Below are 15,881 nucleotides of genomic sequence, written 5' to 3' on the forward strand. Positions count from 1 at the left end.
AACAGTTAATTGACATAACTAATTTTCCGGTTTACGTTTGATTCATCTTCCAATCAAAACAAGAGAGCACCACGATGAGCACGTACGAAGGCCGCTGGACCACCGTCAAGGTCGAAATCGAGCAGGGCATTGCCTGGGTCATCCTCAACCGCCCGGAAAAGCGCAACGCCATGAGCCCGACGCTGAATCAGGAAATGATCGATGTGCTGGAAACGCTCGAACAGGATCCTGAAGCCGGCGTGCTGGTCCTGACGGGTGCTGGCGATGCCTGGACCGCCGGGATGGACCTCAAGGAGTATTTCCGTGAAGTCGATGCAGGCCCGGAAATCCTTCAGGAGAAGATTCGTCGTGAGGCTTCCCAGTGGCAGTGGAAATTGCTGCGCATGTACGCCAAGCCGACCATCGCCATGGTCAACGGCTGGTGCTTCGGGGGTGGTTTCAGTCCGCTCGTGGCGTGCGACCTGGCGATCTGCGCCGACGAAGCCACCTTCGGTCTGTCGGAGATCAACTGGGGCATTCCGCCGGGCAATCTGGTCAGCAAGGCGATGGCCGATACCGTGGGCCACCGTCAGTCGCTGTACTACATCATGACCGGCAAGACCTTCGATGGCCGCAAGGCTGCCGAGATGGGCCTGGTCAACGAAAGCGTGCCGCTGGCGCAACTGCGTCAGGTGACCATTGATCTGGCGCTCAATCTGCTGGAGAAGAACCCGGTCGTGCTGCGCGCCGCCAAACATGGCTTCAAGCGTTGCCGCGAACTCACCTGGGAGCAGAACGAGGATTACCTGTACGCCAAACTCGATCAGTCGCGTCTGCTGGACAAGGAAGGCGGTCGCGAGCAGGGCATGAAACAGTTCCTCGACGACAAGAGCATCAAGCCAGGTCTGCAGGCCTACAAGCGTTGACTCGCATCCGGCGCGGCTTGCTAGGCCGGATGACCTGTTGAGGCTAATGTGAACAAACGCTGCACTGCATTCCCGACAAATACAATAAAGAGGAATCACCATGCTGGACGTGCCCCTGCTGATTGGCGGCCAGTCGTGCCCCGCCCGCGACGGACGAACATTTGAACGTCGCAATCCTGTGACCGGTGAAGTGGTTTCGCGCGTCGCCGCGGCCACCCTTGAAGACGCTGATGCTGCGGTCGCCGCAGCTCAGGCCGCGTTTCCGGCTTGGTCAGCAATGGCGCCGGGTGAGCGCCGTGCCCGCCTGATGCAGGCGGCCGAACAATTGCAGGCGCGCAGCGCCGAATTCATTGCCGCCGCTGGCGAGACGGGTGCGATGGCCAACTGGTATGGCTTCAACGTGCATCTGGCGGCCAACATGCTGCGTGAAGCCGCGTCGATGACGACCCAGATCAACGGCGAAATCATTCCTTCCAATGTGCCCGGCAACTTTGCCATGGCGTTGCGGCAGCCGTGTGGCGTCGTGCTGGGTATCGCACCGTGGAACGCGCCGGTGATTCTGGCCACGCGCGCCGTCGCCATGCCGTTGGCCTGCGGCAATACCGTGGTGCTCAAGGCCTCCGAACTGAGCCCGGCCGTGCATCGCCTGATCGGTCAGGTGCTGCAGGACGCGGGACTGGGCGACGGGGTGATCAATGTGATCAGTAATGCACCCGCCGATGCGCCCGCCATCGTGGAACGGCTGATCGCCAACCCGGCCGTGCGTCGGGTCAATTTCACCGGTTCCACTCATGTGGGACGCATCGTCGGCGAGCTTTCGGCCCGCCACCTGAAACCGGCCTTGCTGGAACTGGGCGGCAAGGCCCCGTTTCTGGTGCTGGATGATGCCGATCTGGACGCTGCCGTAGAGGCGGCAGCATTCGGTGCCTACTTCAATCAGGGCCAGATCTGTATGTCTACCGAACGCCTGATCGTAGACCGCAAAGTAGCCGATGCCTTTGTCTCGAAACTGGCGGCCAAGATCGAAACGCTGCGGGCAGGTCCTCCCAACGACAGTACGTCTGTGCTGGGTTCACTGGTCGATGTCGGCGCCGGAACGCGTATCAAGGCGCTGATCGACGACGCCGTAAGCCAGGGCGCAAAACTGATTGCTGGCGGACAGCTTCAGGGCAGCATCCTGCAGCCCACCTTGCTGGACGATGTCACCGACAGCATGCGTCTGTACCGCGAAGAGTCCTTCGGGCCGGTTGCGGTGCTGATTCGTGGAGAAGGGGACGAGGAGCTGCTGCGCCTGGCCAACGACTCGGAATTTGGCCTGTCGGCGGCGATTTTCAGTCGCGACACTGCTCGCGCGCTGGCGCTGGCGCAACGGGTCGAGTCGGGCATCTGTCATATCAACGGTCCCACTGTTCAGGACGAGGCGCAGATGCCTTTCGGCGGGGTCAAGTCCAGTGGATATGGCAGCTTTGGCGGCAAGGCATCGATCGAGCACTTCACTCAGTTGCGTTGGGTGACGTTGCAAAACGGGCCGCGGCACTACCCGATCTGAACCGTTCACATTGGCGCGGGCGGCCTTGATAGGGGGCGTCGGTGCCGATCAGTCAGGCAAAACAATAACAAGGCCGCAGCCAGCCGCTGCCACGCCCACCACGAACTGCCGTGTGCGGTTCGGTGTGCGCGTGCCTTGACGGAGAGATGCTCGTGAGTTCCGAACCAAGATCCTCAACGCCGCACACCGAAATCAATCCGCCACGCTACCGTCAGGTGAGCATTGGTCATCCTGCCGTTGAAGTGCGCGAAGAGCGGGGCGTTCTGCACATGCGCTCGCTTGAACCGCTGGCCGAGTTGCCCAGGCGCTTGCTTGACCGGTTGGTGCACTGGGCCGATGTTCGTCCGCAACAGACGTTTGTCGCCACCCGCGACAGCCTGGGTGGCTGGCGCACTGTCAGCTATGCCGAGATGCTGGACAGCGTGCGCGCCATTGCCCAGAGCCTGCTCAAGTATGAGTTGTCAGCCGAAAAGCCGCTGGCGCTGCTGTCGGGTAACGACATCGAACACCTGCAAATCGCCCTGGGAGCGATGTACGCAGGCATTCCCTACTGCCCGGTGTCGCCTGCCTACTCGGTGCTGTCCCAGGATTACGCCAAGTTGCGCCACGTTTGCGGCGTGTTGCGGCCGGGTCTGGTATTCGTCAGCGATGCAGCGCCTTTCCAGCGTGCCATCGACGCGGTGATTCCCGCCGATACGCCAGTCATCACCGTGCGTGGTCAGCTCGCCGGGCGATCCCATATCCGATTCGACAGCCTGCTGGTGCAACCCGGCGGCGCCGAAGCCGAGGCTGCATTCGACGCCACCGGGCCGGACAGCATCGCCAAGTTTCTGTTTACCTCAGGCTCCACCAAGCTGCCCAAGGCCGTGGTCACGACCCAGCGCATGCTCTGCGCCAACCAGCAAATGCTGCTGCAGACCTTTCCGGTGTTTGGCGAAGAACCTCCGGTGCTGGTGGACTGGCTGCCGTGGAATCATACCTTTGGTGGCAGCCATAACGTCGGCATCGTGCTCTACAACGGCGGCACCTTCTATCTGGACAACGGCAAACCCACGGTTCAGGGCTTCGCTGAAACCCTGCGCAATCTCAAGGACATTTCGCCGACTGCCTACCTGACCGTGCCCAAGGGCTGGGAGGAACTGGTCAACGCGCTGGAGCAGGACGCCGAGCTGCGCGACCGATTTTTCTCGCGTATGAAACTGTTCTTCTTCGCCGCCGCCGGATTGTCGCAAAGCATCTGGGACCGGCTCGACCGGGTTGCCGAGCTGCATTGCGGCGAGCGCATCCGCATGATGGCCGGGCTGGGCATGACCGAGGCCGCGCCGTCCTGCACCTTCACCACCGGGCCGCTGTCCATGGCCGGCTACATCGGCCTGCCAGCACCGGGTTGTGAAGTACGACTGGTGCCGGTGGACGGCAAACTGGAAGGCCGTTTTCGCGGGCCGCACATCATGCCGGGCTACTGGCGCTCGCCGCAGCAGACCGCCGAGGTGTTCGACGAAGACGGCTTTTACTGCTCCGGTGACGCGATAAAACTCGCCGACCCGACAGCGCCAGAGTTGGGCCTGATGTTCGATGGCCGTCTGGCCGAGGATTTCAAATTGTCGTCGGGGGTGTTTGTCAGCGTCGGCCCGATGCGCAACCGCGCGGTACTCGATGGCTCGCCCTATGTGCAGGATGTGGTCATCGCCGCGCCAGATCGGGAATGCCTGGGCGCGCTGGTGTTCCCGAGGCTGCACGACTGTCGCCAACTGTCGGGGCTGAGTACCGATGCCAGTGATGCCGAGGTCCTGACCAGCGCACCGGTTCGCCAGTGGTTCTCTGACTGGCTGGCTCGCTTGAACCGTGATGCCACCGGCAACGCCAGTCGTCTTGAATGGATCAGCCTGCTGGTCGAGCCCGCATCGATTGACCGTGGAGAAATCACCGACAAGGGCTCGATCAACCAGCGTGCCGTTTTGCAGTGGCGTGCAGCGATCGTCGATACGCTGTATCGCGGCGAGGAACCCGACGTGCTGCGTGCTGGCCCTTTGAAATGAACGGGCAGTATTCGGCGTTCAGCGACGTGGCGATCATCGAATCGGTGCGCACGCCATGGATTGACCTGGGTGGCGCGCTGGCGCAGGTGTCGCCAATCGATCTGGGCATAAAGGTCGGCCGTGAGGTCCTGGCTCGGGCGGCTATCAGGGCGGAGCGGGTCGATACCGTGCTGGCCGGATCAATGGCGCAGGCCAGTTTTGACGCCTACCTGCTGCCCAGACACATCGGTCTGTACAGCGGCGTGGCGCAGAGCGTTCCGGCACTGGGCGTGCAGCGCATCTGTGCGACCGGTTTCGAACTGTTGCGTCAGGCTGCTGTGCACGTCGGTGCAGACGGACAGCTCGCGCTGTGTGTCGCCGCTGAATCCATGTCGCGCAATCCGATTGCCGCCTACACCCATCGCGACGGATTTCGCCTGGGCGCTGGTGTGCAGTTCAAGGATTTTCTCTGGGAAGCGCTGTACGACCCGGCGCCGGGCATGGACATGATCGCCACCGCCGACCACCTTGCACGGCGCCACGGTCTCACTCGTGAGCAAGTGGATGGCTACGCGCTCTTGAGCCATGAGCGAGCGCTTCAGGCTCAGGTCAGCGGCAGGTTGAGCACAGAGATCGTGGCCGTCACGCCCGAGCAGTTCGTGTTGGACGGTTATCAGCCCAGAGCCATCGAGTTGCCGCGCGGCGTGGACAGCGTGTCGCAAGACAGCCATCCACGCGCTACTGATATGGCGGCGCTGTCGAGGCTGCGTTCCATCCATGCCGACGGTGTACAGACCGCAGGCAACAGTTGCGCCGTGGTCGACGGCGCGGCAGCTGCGCTGGTGGGCAAAGCGTCGGAAACGGACGGTCCGGTTCTGGCGCATCTGCTGGCCAGCGCCGTGGTGGGCGTGCCTCCTGAATTCATGGGCATCGGCCCGGCCCCGGCCATTCAGTTGCTTTTGCAGCGAAGTGGCTTGGGTCTAAACGATATCGGACGGCTGGAAATCAACGAAGCACAAGCCGCTCAGGTGCTCGCCGTCGCCCAGACGCTGGAACTCGATAGGGATCGCTTGAATGTCCACGGCGGATCGCTTGGCCTTGGGCATCCACTGGCGGCAACCGGGCTGCGTCTGGTCATAACGTTGGCTCGCCAGTTGCGCGAAGAAAACCTGCGGTATGGCATTGCCGCTGCCTGCGTCGGCGGCGGGCAGGGGATGGCGTTGTTGATCGAAAATCCTGCGTTTGAGGGCTAGAGTTTCCACGACCCATAGAACCTGCTCAAATAACCCGGTTAAGGCCTGCAGGACCCGGTTTCTATGGCGCTTATCATACCTTTATACAGCTTGACCAAACGCTGGCGAAGCGCGAATCTCGCAGGCTCAGACAACACGGATTGCATCCATGCGTACCCTCGCCGAACTCTCTTTCGATTTTATCTGGCATTTGATGTTCACGGATGAGGATCAACTCGAGCAGGATCTGGCTGTCCGGATGCTTGAGAACACGTGTGATCATTTGATGAAGATGTCGGATGAGGAGAGAAGGGCGTTTATCACTGTAGCGATCGAGCGTCGCGCCCTCTGGCTGGCAAACGCAAGCGCCGGCTCTCGTTCGTCCAGGCAACGCGTTGCTGACGAACAGAAGCAGTTTCTCGATGATGTGATATCCGGTCAGTTCTTCAGTCAGTTCGAAGAGCCGACGGTCCCCGACGACCATGACCGTGTCGTGCCTATCCGCAGTTATCGAAAAGGCGGCCAGCGCTAGTCTGGCCGCTGCTTGCTCGATCAGTTCACTCCGCCGTCAGGCAGCTTTGCAACCACCTTGATCTCGAATTCAAAGCCATAAAGCCAGGTAACGCCAACGGCGGTGACGGTCGGATAGGGTGCCTGCCCCCAGTACTGCGGCACGACTGTGTTCCAGATATGCTCGAATTTCTTCTCCGGATCGACGATGAACAAGGTGACGTCCTGGACGTCATCAAACGTGCAGCCCGCTGCCTCCAGTACGGCATTCAGGTTGCGGAACGCGAGTTGCACCTGCTTGTCCGGGTCCGGTTCCGGCGAGCCATCCTCGCGACTGCCGACCTGACCGGAAACAAACAGAAGACCATTGGCGCGCATTGCTGGCGAATACCGGTTGCGTTCATAAAGGGCCTGGCGGCCTGTCGGGAATACCACGTCACGCTGTGTCATGAGCTTTCTCCATCCAAAGGTCGCGATGACCCGTCATTCAAGATGGATCGACTTTAGGCGCTTGCAGTGGCCGGATAAACGCGCAACTGTAGTCATCACTGTTTGGTAATCCCAAACAATCAGGCATAAACACGGGGCGAGAATGGATCGGTTCGATGCGATGCAGGCGTTTGCGCGAGTGGTGGAGACTGGCAGCTTCACCAAGGCCGCCGGCACGTTGCACATGAGCAAGACCAGTGTGACGCAACTGGTGCAGCAGCTTGAGGCCCGTCTGCGGGTCAAGCTGCTCAACCGCACTACGCGCAAGGTCAATGTTACGGCTGATGGCGCTGCGTATTACGAGCGTGTGATACAGCTGCTGGCAGACATGGACGATGCCGAGACCAGCCTGTCCAGTGCTGCGGCATTGCCACGAGGCCGACTCCGTGTGGACGTGCCCAGCCCCTTCGCCAGCCTGCTGCTGATGCCGGCATTGCCTGCCTTTCACGCGCGCTATCCCGACATCCAGATCGACCTGGGGGCCAGTGACCGGGTCATCGATCTGGTTCGAGAGAACGTGGACTGTGTGCTGCGTGGCGGCGAGATCACCGATCAGTCGCTGATTGCACGACGGGTCGGGGATCTGCGGCTGGGCATTTACGCGACGCCCGGCTATCTGCAGCGCATGGGAACGCCGGACCATCCGAAGGACCTCGAGAACTCGCATCACCGTATCGTCGGCTACCTGTGGGCGCGTACCGGCAAGGCGCTGCCTTATGCCATGCATCGTGGTGAGGAAAGCGTTCATGTCCACGGTCGTTACGTGCTGGCGGTGGACGACGGCAATGCCTATCTGGCTGCCGGCCTGGCAGGAATGGGCGTCATCTGGCTTCCCGACTACATGGTCCGGCCTCACCTTGGCAGTGGTGATCTGGTGCCGCTGTTCGAAGACTGGCGTATGGACTCGATGCCGATGTACGTAGCTTTTCCGCCGAACCGGCATGTCAGTGTCAAGGTGCGTGCGTTCATCGACTGGGTTGCGGAACTGATGGCCGAGCATGCCCCGATCAATGCGCGTTAACGGCGCGCCGACAGCTGTTGCGGTGCCAGAAAGGCGTCGTGAAAGTACTGACGAAACGCCTGCATCGCCGGACTGAACGCTCGCTCGCGATGCCAGGCGAGGCCCACGCTCATGGGCGTAACCTTGTCTGTCACCGTGATGGTTTCGATGCGTTTGCCTTCCAGCGACCAGGGCCGATGCACCAGATCCGACAGAATGGCCACGCCGCTGCCGTTGGCGACCATGCTGCGCACCGCCTCGACCGAACTGGTGCGCACCCGCACGCTGGGTTTCTGGCGGGCCATCTCCCAATAGCGCATGGCACTCTGCTCCGCTTCGTCGACGGTGAGCAGGATATATGGCTCCTTGGCCACATCCGCGAGGCTCACCACATCACGCTGACACAACGGATGATGGCTGGGCAGCCACAGGCGACGCTCGGAATTGAACAGCGTTTCGGAAACGATATCCGGGTGAGTGATGTTCTCGGTGAGCACCACCGCCATGTCGAAACAGCCCTCCAGCAAACCTTGTTCGATGGCCTGACGTTCCTGCTCATGGACCTGAATGGATACGTCCGGATGCCAGTGTTCCAGCCTTTGCAGGTGGTGGGGCAGGAAATAGCCGATCACAGTGTAACTCGCGGCCAGGCGCAGCAACCCACTGGCGCGCACGTCAGGCAACGGGCTGTTCAAGGCATCGTCGACGCTGCGCAGGATCACATAGGCGCGGTTGAGAAAATGCCGCCCGGCGTCGGTCAGCGTCATGCCTTGTGCCGAACGCTGGAACAGCAGACTTCCCAGAATGTGCTCCAGCTCCTTGATTGCTGTGGTCACCGCTGACTGGGAGATGTTCAGGTGAATGGCCGCCTGGGATATCTGGCCGATCTCTGCAGTGGCGACAAAATAGCGAATCTGGCGAAGGGTGAGGGACATCGTCTTTCCTTCAGGCAGGCCATCTGATTTATAGATAAAGGGTTATCTGTTAATAGATCTACCCAAGGGGTCGGGAGAAATCTAACGTTGTCTGCGTCAGATCGCAATTTCATGTCAGGAGGGTGCGACATGCGGACAGTCGATTTCAATTCGGACATGGGTGAGAGCTTCGGTGCCTGGACCATCGGTGATGGCGTGGACACCGAACTCATGAAATTCATCAGTTCAGCCAATGTAGCCACTGGCTTTCATGCGGGCGACCCCGGCACCATGCGTCGTACGGTCGAGCAGGCCAGGCGCCTTGGAGTTGCCGTCGGGGCGCATCCGGGGTTTCACGACCTGGTCGGGTTCGGTCGTCGTCATATTCAGGCTCCGGCGCAGGAACTGGTGGACGACATGCTCTACCAATTGGGTGCCTTGAGAGAGATCGCTCGCGCCCAGGGCGTAACGCTGCAACATTTCAAACCCCACGGTGCGCTTTACATGCACCTGGCCCGTGACGAGGAAGCAGCCCGTTTGCTGGTCGAAAACCTGCAGCGCGTAGAGCCTGCGTTGTTGCTTTACTGCATGCCAGGCTCGGTCATCTGCAGAGTCGCGCAGGAACTGGGGCAGCCGGTCATCCGTGAGTTCTACGCCGACCGCGCTTACGATCTCAGCGGCTCGATTGTCTTCACCCGAAACGTGCAGGCTTACGATCCGGCAAAAGTAGCGGCGCGGGTGCTGCGTGCCTGTCAGGAAGGCGTGGTGCAGACCGTCGAGGAAGAGGATCTGGCCATCGAGTTCGACTCCATCTGCCTGCACAGCGACACGCCAGGTGCGCTGGATCTGGCCGAAGCCACACGCAGGGCGCTGGACAATGCCGGTATTCTGGTGAAAGCGCCCCGTTGACCCTGCAAGGAGACCGGCACACAGATGCCGGGTCCCGTTACCGTTTGCCTGCCGTTCTCCAACCCATCCAAGAGGAACAGACATGGCCGACTATCAATTCAGCGGAGGGCGGGCATGAACGATCCGATTCGCTACAGTTTCGGTGCCGACGAACACCTGTTTGCCGAGGTCAGCGAAAGCATGTCGCTGGAAGCCTTCTTCAAGGGCATGGCAGTGACCCGCGCTGTGGAACGCCTGAAACTGGACGGCGTGCTGGACGTGTGTCTGGCCAATGCTTCGTTCCAGATCCGTTTCGATCCGGACCGGATTGCGCCCCACGCGTTGCTCGATGCCGTCAGAACCGCAGAGGCAGGTGCGGTCGCAGAGCGCACGCTGCAGACCCGCATCATCGAGATTCCGGTGCTTTATAACGATCCCTGGACCCACGAGACCCTGATGCGCTTTCGCGACCGACATCAGGACCCGAGCGGCACGGACCTGGAGTATGCCGCGCGGATTAACAATCTGGCCGATGTCGACGCCTTCATTGCGGCTCACAGCGGCGCGCCGTGGTTCGTGTCGATGGTGGGCTTCGTGGCCGGGCTGCCGTTCATGTTTCAGATGGTCGAGCGCGAGCGTCAGTTGCAGGTTCCCAAATACCTGCGTCCGCGCACCGACACGCCGAAACTGACCCTCGGTCATGGCGGATGTTTTGGCTGTATCTACTCGGTGCGCGGCGCAGGCGGCTACCAGATGTTCGGCGTCACGCCAGCCCCGATCTACGACCCGCAGCAACAATTGGCGTATCTGAAAGAGCACATGGTGTTTTTCAGACCCGGCGATATCGTTCAGTTCAAGCCCATCGATCGTGAGGCTTACGACCTTGCTGTTGCCGAAGTGGACGCAGGTCGATTCGATCTGCGCATCCGTCCGGTCGAGTTCTCTCTCGATAACTTTCTCGCCGACCCGGCCGGTTATCCGGCTTCGCTGCAGGAGGTGCTGGCATGATCAAGGTACTTAAACCGGGATTGGCGACTTCAGTTCAGGATCTGGGCCGCGAAGGGTATTACCACCTGGGCATTCCGCCTTCCGGCGCACTGGATCAATATGCGCTCAGCGCTGCCAACCAATTGGTCGGCAATCCGCCGGGCGCTGCGGGGCTGGAATGCACGCTCGTCGGGCCCGAACTGGAGTTTCAAACCGACGCATTGGTCGCGGTGTGCGGCGCGCACATGACGCCACGTCTGGATGGGGTCGATATGCACCATGACACGGCATTCGCAGTGAAAGCGGGGCAAGTACTGCGCTTCGACTTTCCCAAGGACGGCGCTCGCGCTTATGTGGCGGTGGCAGGCGGTATCGATGTGCCGGTGGTGCTGGGCAGCCGTTCGACCTACACCTTGGGCGCGCTGGGCGGTTTTGAAGGGCGACGTCTGGCTGCTGACGATCAGTTGGCAATCGGCGTACCCAGTGGCAAAGGCCGGGCGGGAGCCAGTCTGCCGATGGCCTTGCGTCAGTCGCTGGGCGGTGAAGTGTATCTGCGCGTGGTGCCGGGGCTGTACTACGAGCGCCTGACGGAATACGCGGCGACCAGCTTTTTTTCCGAATCCTGGACGGTGGGTTCCGAGGCAGACCGCATCGGCTATCGCTTCAAAGGCGGCAAGGCGCTGACCTTCCAGCCACGCGAGCAACCGTTTGGCGCTGGTTCCGATCCCTCCAACATTGTCGACAGTTGTTATCCGATCGGTTCGATTCAGGTGCCGGCCGGGCTGGAACCCATCGTGCTGCATCGCGACGCGGTGTCCGGCGGCGGCTACGCAATGATCGGCACGGTGATCAGCGCCGACCTGGACCTGATCGGGCAGATGCAGCCCAATCAGAAGGCGCGTTTCGTTGCCGTCACTCTCGAAGACGCCTTGCTGGCTCGCAAGTCATACAAAAAGAAGCTGGCGTGCCTGAGCCGGTTATTTGCATCCTGACGTGCCAGACGTAACGGGCAGCCGGCTGAAACAGCCGGTTTTGCCCTAGCTGACGGAGGAAACCCCTTCAGACAATTTTTCAGCCTGGACGAGCATCGTTGCCCGGCAGGCTTCGAGTATTTCGTCTGCCAGTTTCGAATCGTTCGGCACGGCGCGTGACAACATGACCGCGCCCACCGCATGGGCCACCATGTCCAGCAGCGCTGCGCGTGACGCCTTGGGATCCGCTTCCTGAGTCGATGAATCAGACGCCATGTTTTTCAGCAACTGTTCGATGCCGTTGGCGAAGGCGTTTTTGACGTCGTCGGACTGGCGCGATGCGTCGCCGCCAAGAGCAGCCATGGTGCAGCCGGTCGCAACGTCGTCGCGGTGTTCCCGGCTCAGGTAATACTCAATGAAGTGGGCAGGGTTGACGCCCGCCGACTGTTCCACGATTTTCGACATGCTGCAGGCAGCCGCTTCAGCCATCAGGTCGGACTTTGACCCGAAGTGCTTGTAGAACCCGCCATGGGTGAAGCCTGCAGCAGCCATCAGGTCTGCCACTCCCACTCCGTCATACCCGTGCTCGCGAAACTGCACCGATGCCGTTTCGACAATGTGCGCGCGGTTCGCTTGCGCCTGCGCTTTGGTGACTCTCATGAGATGCCTCTATGTGTATGCGATCCAATATGCACGCACTATAGCATTGATGTTAACCATCATTAAAGTTGTTGACGAATAAGATGCTGATCATCATCATTGTGGCAAGTCCAGGCGACCATCGCTTGGGCACCTCAATGATTCTTTCTGCAAGAGAGCACTCCCATGACCGCACTTCCTTCTGTTCTCATCACTGGCGCATCCACCGGCATCGGCGCTGTGTACGCCGATCGTTTCGCAGGCCGCGGTCACGATCTGGTGCTGGTCGCCCGTGACAAGGCGCGCATGGACATTCTCGCGGCCCGTCTGCGTGAAGAGCACGGCGTCGCCGTCGATGTGTTGCAGGCTGACCTGACCCGCAACGATGACGTGGCCGCCGTCGAAACACGTCTGCGCGATGACGCCCGCATCGGCGTGCTCATCAATAACGCCGGTGTTGCCCAAAGCGGTGGTTTTCTGGATCAGACGTCCGCCAGCATCGATCAACTGGTCACCCTCAACATCACGGCACTGACCCGGCTGGCCAACGCCATTGCGCCACGGCTGGTGCAGGCGGGTGAGGGCGCCATCGTCAACATCGCCTCAGTGGTCGGCCTTGCGCCGGAGTTCGGCATGTCGATCTATGGCGCGACCAAGGCGTTCGTTGTGTTCCTGTCCCAGGGCATGAGCCTGGAACTGGCGGACAAGGGTGTCTACGTGCAGGCCGTGCTGCCGGCTGCCACCCGGACCGAGATCTGGGAGCGCGCCGGTATCGACATCAATACCCTGCCGGACATCATGGAAGTGCACGACCTGGTGGATGCGGCGCTGGTCGGTTTTGACCGCCGTGAACCGATCACTATCCCGCCGCTGCGTGACGATGCCCGCTGGGATGCACTGCAGGCAGCGCGTCAGGGTCTGCTCGGCGAAATCCGTCAGGCCGAGGTCGCGCAGCGTTATCAGACCGCTTCCTGATGCCTTGCGCCGGGAAGACCGCGCATTCCATTTGCCAGCCATCAATACATGAGTAAACAGCCATGAAGTTTCGTCATCTCGCGGCCATGAGCGCCATTGTGTTCTGGGCGCTTGCCGTTGCGTGGATGTTGATGCCTGCGCAGATGCTGGCGAATTGGGGAGTCGGTTTTTCCAGCGAGGCCGGGCTGGTGAGCCGTCGTGCAGCCGCTTTGTACCTGGGCCTGGGCGTGATGCTCTTTCTGGCCAGAAACGCTGCGCCTTCGGTGGCACGTTCGGCGTTGGTCGCAGGCTTTGTAACGGCCTGCCTGACTCTCGCCGCACTGGGCGTATTCGAACTGCTATCGGGGCGTGCGAATCCGGGAATTCTGGCGGCGGTGGCGATCGAAGTGCTGTTTTCGATGGCCTTCCTGTTCGTCCAGCGCCGTGAAAGACACCTCGCGCAATAAGCAGCCGAGCCATTTTGTATTCAAAGAGAATTGAACACCCATGAAAGCATTCATCATCGACCGGTATGGAAAGAAGGAAGTCGGTCGGATTGGCGAGAGGCCCGATCCTGGCATCGGACCAAAAGACGTATTGATCCAGGTTCATGCGGCCGGCGTGAACATGCTGGACGTCAAGATCCGCAACGGCGAATTCAAACCGATCCTGCCTTACAAGCTGCCACTGGTGCTGGGTAACGATGTGGCGGGCGTAGTGGTGGCGGTCGGGCCGGACGTCAAAGACTTCAAGCCTGGTGATGAAGTCTATGCGCGGCCCGAGGAGGAACGCATGGGCAGCTTTGCGGAGTTGACCTGCCTGCGCGAAGATTCCATCGCGCTCAAACCTGCGCACCTCACCACGGTGCAGGCGGCATCCGTTCCGTTGGTGGCGCTGACCGCCTGGCAAGTGCTGGTGAAAACCGCAAGGGTGCAGCCAGGCCAGCGGGTACTGATACACGCGGGTTCCGGCGGCGTCGGCACCATTGCCATCCAACTCGCGAAACACTTGGGCGCCTTCGTTGCGACCACGACCAGCACTGCCAATGTCGAGTGGGTCAAGGCTCTGGGCGCCGACGTGGTGATCGACTACAAGACTCAGAACTTCGAAAGCCTGCTGCAGGGCTATGACGTGGTGCTGAACAGCCTGGGCGCCGACGAGCTGGAAAAATCGCTTAAGGTGCTCAAACCGGGCGGTCATCTGATCTCCATTTCCGGTCCGCCCACACCGCAATTTGCTGAAAAACAGAAACTGAACGGGGTGTTGAAGCAGGTGATGCGCCTGTTGAGTTATGGCATTCGCAGAAAGGCCCGCAAACACGGTGTTGCCTACAGTTTCGTGTTCATGCGCGCCCACGGCGCCCAACTCAAGGAAATCACCCGATTGATCGAAGCAGGAATCATCAAGCCGATTCTGGACCGCACGTTTGCGTTCCAGCAGACCGCCGAGGCGCTGGCGTATGTCGAGCAGGGAAGGGCCAAAGGCAAGGTCGTGGTGCAGCTAAGGTGATCAGGCCCCGGAGGACGGGGCCTTCAGACTTGCCGGTCTCTCAATAGCGCGGCTTCACAGCCTTCCATTCCGGTTTGTATTTCTGCATCTGCTTCACGTCGTCGCGCTGGCGGATTCCGCAACTCAGGTACTGATCGTTGAGCTTGCCGAGCTGGTCATAATCCAGTTCCAGCCCCAGACCCGGTTCGCGAGTGAGTTTTACGCAACCGTCGACGATGGGCAGCTTACCGCCCTTGATGACTTCCTCGTCCGGCTCCTGCCATGGGTAATGCGTGTCGCAGGCGTAGTCGAGGTTAGGCACGGACGCAGCGACATGGGTCATGGCCATGAGGCTGATGCCCAGGTGCGAGTTGGAGTGCATCGATACGCCCAGCCCGAACGTGTCGCACATTTTCGCCAGTGCCTGTGTGTCGCGCAGTCCGCCCCAGTAGTGATGGTCGGCCAGCACGATCTGCACGCTGTTCAACGCAACGCTGCGGCGGAATTCGTCGAAGTCGGTGACCACCATGTTGGTCGCCAACGGCAGGCCGGTGCGTTTGTGCAATTCGGACATGCCATCCAGACCCGGGGTCGGGTCTTCGTAGTACTGCAGATCGTCGCCCAGCAGTTCGGCCATGCGGATCGAGGTCTCCAGCGACCAGTTGCCGTTGGGGTCGATGCGCAACGGATAGCCGGGGAAGGCTTTCTTCAGGGCCTTGATGCAGGACACTTCGTGCTCCGGGTCCAGCGCGCCCGCCTTGAGCTTGATGCTCTTGAAACCGTAAGCCTCAATCATGCGCCGCGCCTGAGCGACGATCTGTTCCTCGCTCAGTGCTTCGCCCCAATTGTCCGGTGCGTAAGGTGAATCGGCGTGCTGCGCATACTTGAAGAACAGGTACGCACTGAACGGCACTTGATCGCGAACCGCGCCACCGAGCAGATCCACCAGCGGTACGTTGATCGAACGCGCCTGCAGGTCAAGAAACGCGACTTCGAACGCCGAGTAAGCGTTGCTCACGGCTTTGCTGGCGTGAGAGCCGGGCGCCAGTTCAGCACCCGCCAGACTGGTCGGTTTGTGGGCCGCCACAGTGGCCTGAACGATGCTGCGCAACTGGCTGAGATTGAACGGGTCGAGGCCGATCAACTGATTCTGTACCTGTTGCTGAATCGCCAAGGCCGGGGCATCGCCATAACTTTCGCCCAGGCCGATGTAACCGTTGTCGCTCTCGATTTCGATGATTGAGCGTAGCGCGAAGGGTTCATGTATACCGCTGGCGTTGAGCAGGGGCGGATCGCGAAAGGCGATGGGAGTGACGGTGACACGAATGATTTTCAAA

Annotated in this window: 16 protein-coding genes; 12 read left to right on the top strand and 4 right to left on the bottom strand. The window is 60.7% G+C overall.

Annotated features, from left to right (window positions below; translation table 11 throughout):
- Positions 1-74 precede the first annotated feature (74 nt).
- The 5 genes from AC0IXS_RS00160 to AC0IXS_RS00180 all read left to right on the top strand — a co-directional run bounded on the left by AC0IXS_RS00160 (position 75) and on the right by AC0IXS_RS00180 (position 6,236).
- The gene (locus AC0IXS_RS00160) at positions 75-905 is read left to right on the top strand and encodes a p-hydroxycinnamoyl CoA hydratase/lyase (protein ID WP_471823351.1); all 831 of its coding nucleotides are present in this window, start codon (positions 75-77) and stop codon (positions 903-905) included.
- Between the two features lie 100 nt (positions 906-1,005).
- Positions 1,006-2,454 carry an aldehyde dehydrogenase gene (locus AC0IXS_RS00165; protein ID WP_449125358.1) on the top strand — a complete coding sequence of 483 codons (1,449 nt, stop codon included), beginning with the start codon at positions 1,006-1,008 and terminating at the stop codon, positions 2,452-2,454.
- Positions 2,455-2,606: 152 nt separating this feature from the next.
- Entirely contained in the window at positions 2,607-4,493 is a 1,887-nt protein-coding gene (locus AC0IXS_RS00170; protein WP_471823353.1) for a feruloyl-CoA synthase, read from the top strand.
- The gene (locus AC0IXS_RS00175) at positions 4,490-5,725 is read left to right on the top strand and encodes a thiolase family protein (protein WP_471823355.1); all 1,236 of its coding nucleotides are present in this window, start codon (positions 4,490-4,492) and stop codon (positions 5,723-5,725) included. Before AC0IXS_RS00170 ends, AC0IXS_RS00175 begins: the two co-directional genes overlap by 4 nt.
- A gap of 148 nt (positions 5,726-5,873) precedes the next feature.
- Positions 5,874-6,236: a hypothetical protein gene (locus tag AC0IXS_RS00180; protein ID WP_057408226.1), complete on the top strand. Its 363-nt coding sequence runs from the start codon at positions 5,874-5,876 to the stop codon at positions 6,234-6,236.
- Positions 6,237-6,256: 20 nt separating this feature from the next.
- Here AC0IXS_RS00180 and AC0IXS_RS00185 read toward each other — a convergent pair whose 3' ends face one another.
- Positions 6,257-6,664, bottom strand: coding sequence for a RidA family protein (locus AC0IXS_RS00185; RefSeq protein ID WP_057408227.1), 408 nt, complete (start codon positions 6,662-6,664; stop codon positions 6,257-6,259).
- A gap of 142 nt (positions 6,665-6,806) precedes the next feature.
- On the opposite strand from AC0IXS_RS00185, the gene AC0IXS_RS00190 reads away from it, so the two are divergent.
- Positions 6,807-7,724, top strand: a complete 918-nt coding sequence (locus AC0IXS_RS00190; RefSeq protein WP_057408228.1) for a LysR family transcriptional regulator — start codon at positions 6,807-6,809, stop codon at positions 7,722-7,724.
- Here AC0IXS_RS00190 and AC0IXS_RS00195 read toward each other — a convergent pair.
- The gene (locus AC0IXS_RS00195) at positions 7,721-8,638 is read right to left on the bottom strand and encodes a LysR family transcriptional regulator (RefSeq protein WP_004882365.1); all 918 of its coding nucleotides are present in this window, start codon (positions 8,636-8,638) and stop codon (positions 7,721-7,723) included. The genes AC0IXS_RS00190 and AC0IXS_RS00195 overlap by 4 nt on opposite strands.
- Before the next feature lie 129 nt (positions 8,639-8,767).
- Between AC0IXS_RS00195 and AC0IXS_RS00200 the strand changes: the two genes are divergently transcribed.
- The 3 genes from AC0IXS_RS00200 (at position 8,768) to AC0IXS_RS00210 (ending at position 11,484) form a co-directional block, all read left to right on the top strand.
- A complete protein-coding gene (locus AC0IXS_RS00200) occupies positions 8,768-9,526 on the top strand; it encodes a 5-oxoprolinase subunit PxpA (protein ID WP_029242576.1) in 759 nt (252 codons plus the stop codon).
- Positions 9,527-9,640: 114 nt separating this feature from the next.
- Positions 9,641-10,513, top strand: a complete 873-nt coding sequence (locus AC0IXS_RS00205; protein WP_471823358.1) for a 5-oxoprolinase subunit B family protein — start codon at positions 9,641-9,643, stop codon at positions 10,511-10,513.
- Positions 10,510-11,484 carry a 5-oxoprolinase subunit C family protein gene (locus tag AC0IXS_RS00210; RefSeq protein ID WP_057408231.1) on the top strand — a complete coding sequence of 325 codons (975 nt, stop codon included), beginning with the start codon at positions 10,510-10,512 and terminating at the stop codon, positions 11,482-11,484. The genes AC0IXS_RS00205 and AC0IXS_RS00210 overlap by 4 nt, the downstream gene beginning before the upstream one ends.
- Before the next feature lie 45 nt (positions 11,485-11,529).
- Here the strand turns inward: AC0IXS_RS00210 and AC0IXS_RS00215 are convergent, their stop codons facing one another.
- Positions 11,530-12,123, bottom strand: a complete 594-nt coding sequence (locus tag AC0IXS_RS00215) for a TetR/AcrR family transcriptional regulator (protein WP_057408232.1) — start codon at positions 12,121-12,123, stop codon at positions 11,530-11,532.
- A 165-nt stretch (positions 12,124-12,288) separates the two neighbouring features.
- Between AC0IXS_RS00215 and AC0IXS_RS00220 the strand changes: the two genes are divergently transcribed.
- The 3 genes from AC0IXS_RS00220 (at position 12,289) to AC0IXS_RS00230 (ending at position 14,565) form a co-directional block, all read left to right on the top strand.
- Entirely contained in the window at positions 12,289-13,077 is a 789-nt protein-coding gene (locus AC0IXS_RS00220) for an SDR family NAD(P)-dependent oxidoreductase (RefSeq protein WP_057408233.1), read from the top strand.
- A gap of 62 nt (positions 13,078-13,139) precedes the next feature.
- Positions 13,140-13,523: a hypothetical protein gene (locus AC0IXS_RS00225; RefSeq protein ID WP_122668306.1), complete on the top strand. Its 384-nt coding sequence runs from the start codon at positions 13,140-13,142 to the stop codon at positions 13,521-13,523.
- Positions 13,524-13,563: 40 nt separating this feature from the next.
- On the top strand, positions 13,564-14,565 hold the full coding sequence (locus AC0IXS_RS00230; RefSeq protein WP_471823361.1) for an NADP-dependent oxidoreductase: 1,002 nt from the start codon (positions 13,564-13,566) through the stop codon (positions 14,563-14,565).
- A gap of 40 nt (positions 14,566-14,605) precedes the next feature.
- Here AC0IXS_RS00230 and AC0IXS_RS00235 read toward each other — a convergent pair whose 3' ends face one another.
- Complete coding sequence (locus AC0IXS_RS00235) at positions 14,606-15,880, bottom strand: glucarate dehydratase family protein (protein ID WP_122668308.1); 1,275 nt, start codon at positions 15,878-15,880, stop codon at positions 14,606-14,608.
- Position 15,881: the final 1 nt, after the last annotated feature.

The sequence above is a fragment of the Pseudomonas sp. AC016 genome (genome assembly GCF_979253365.1).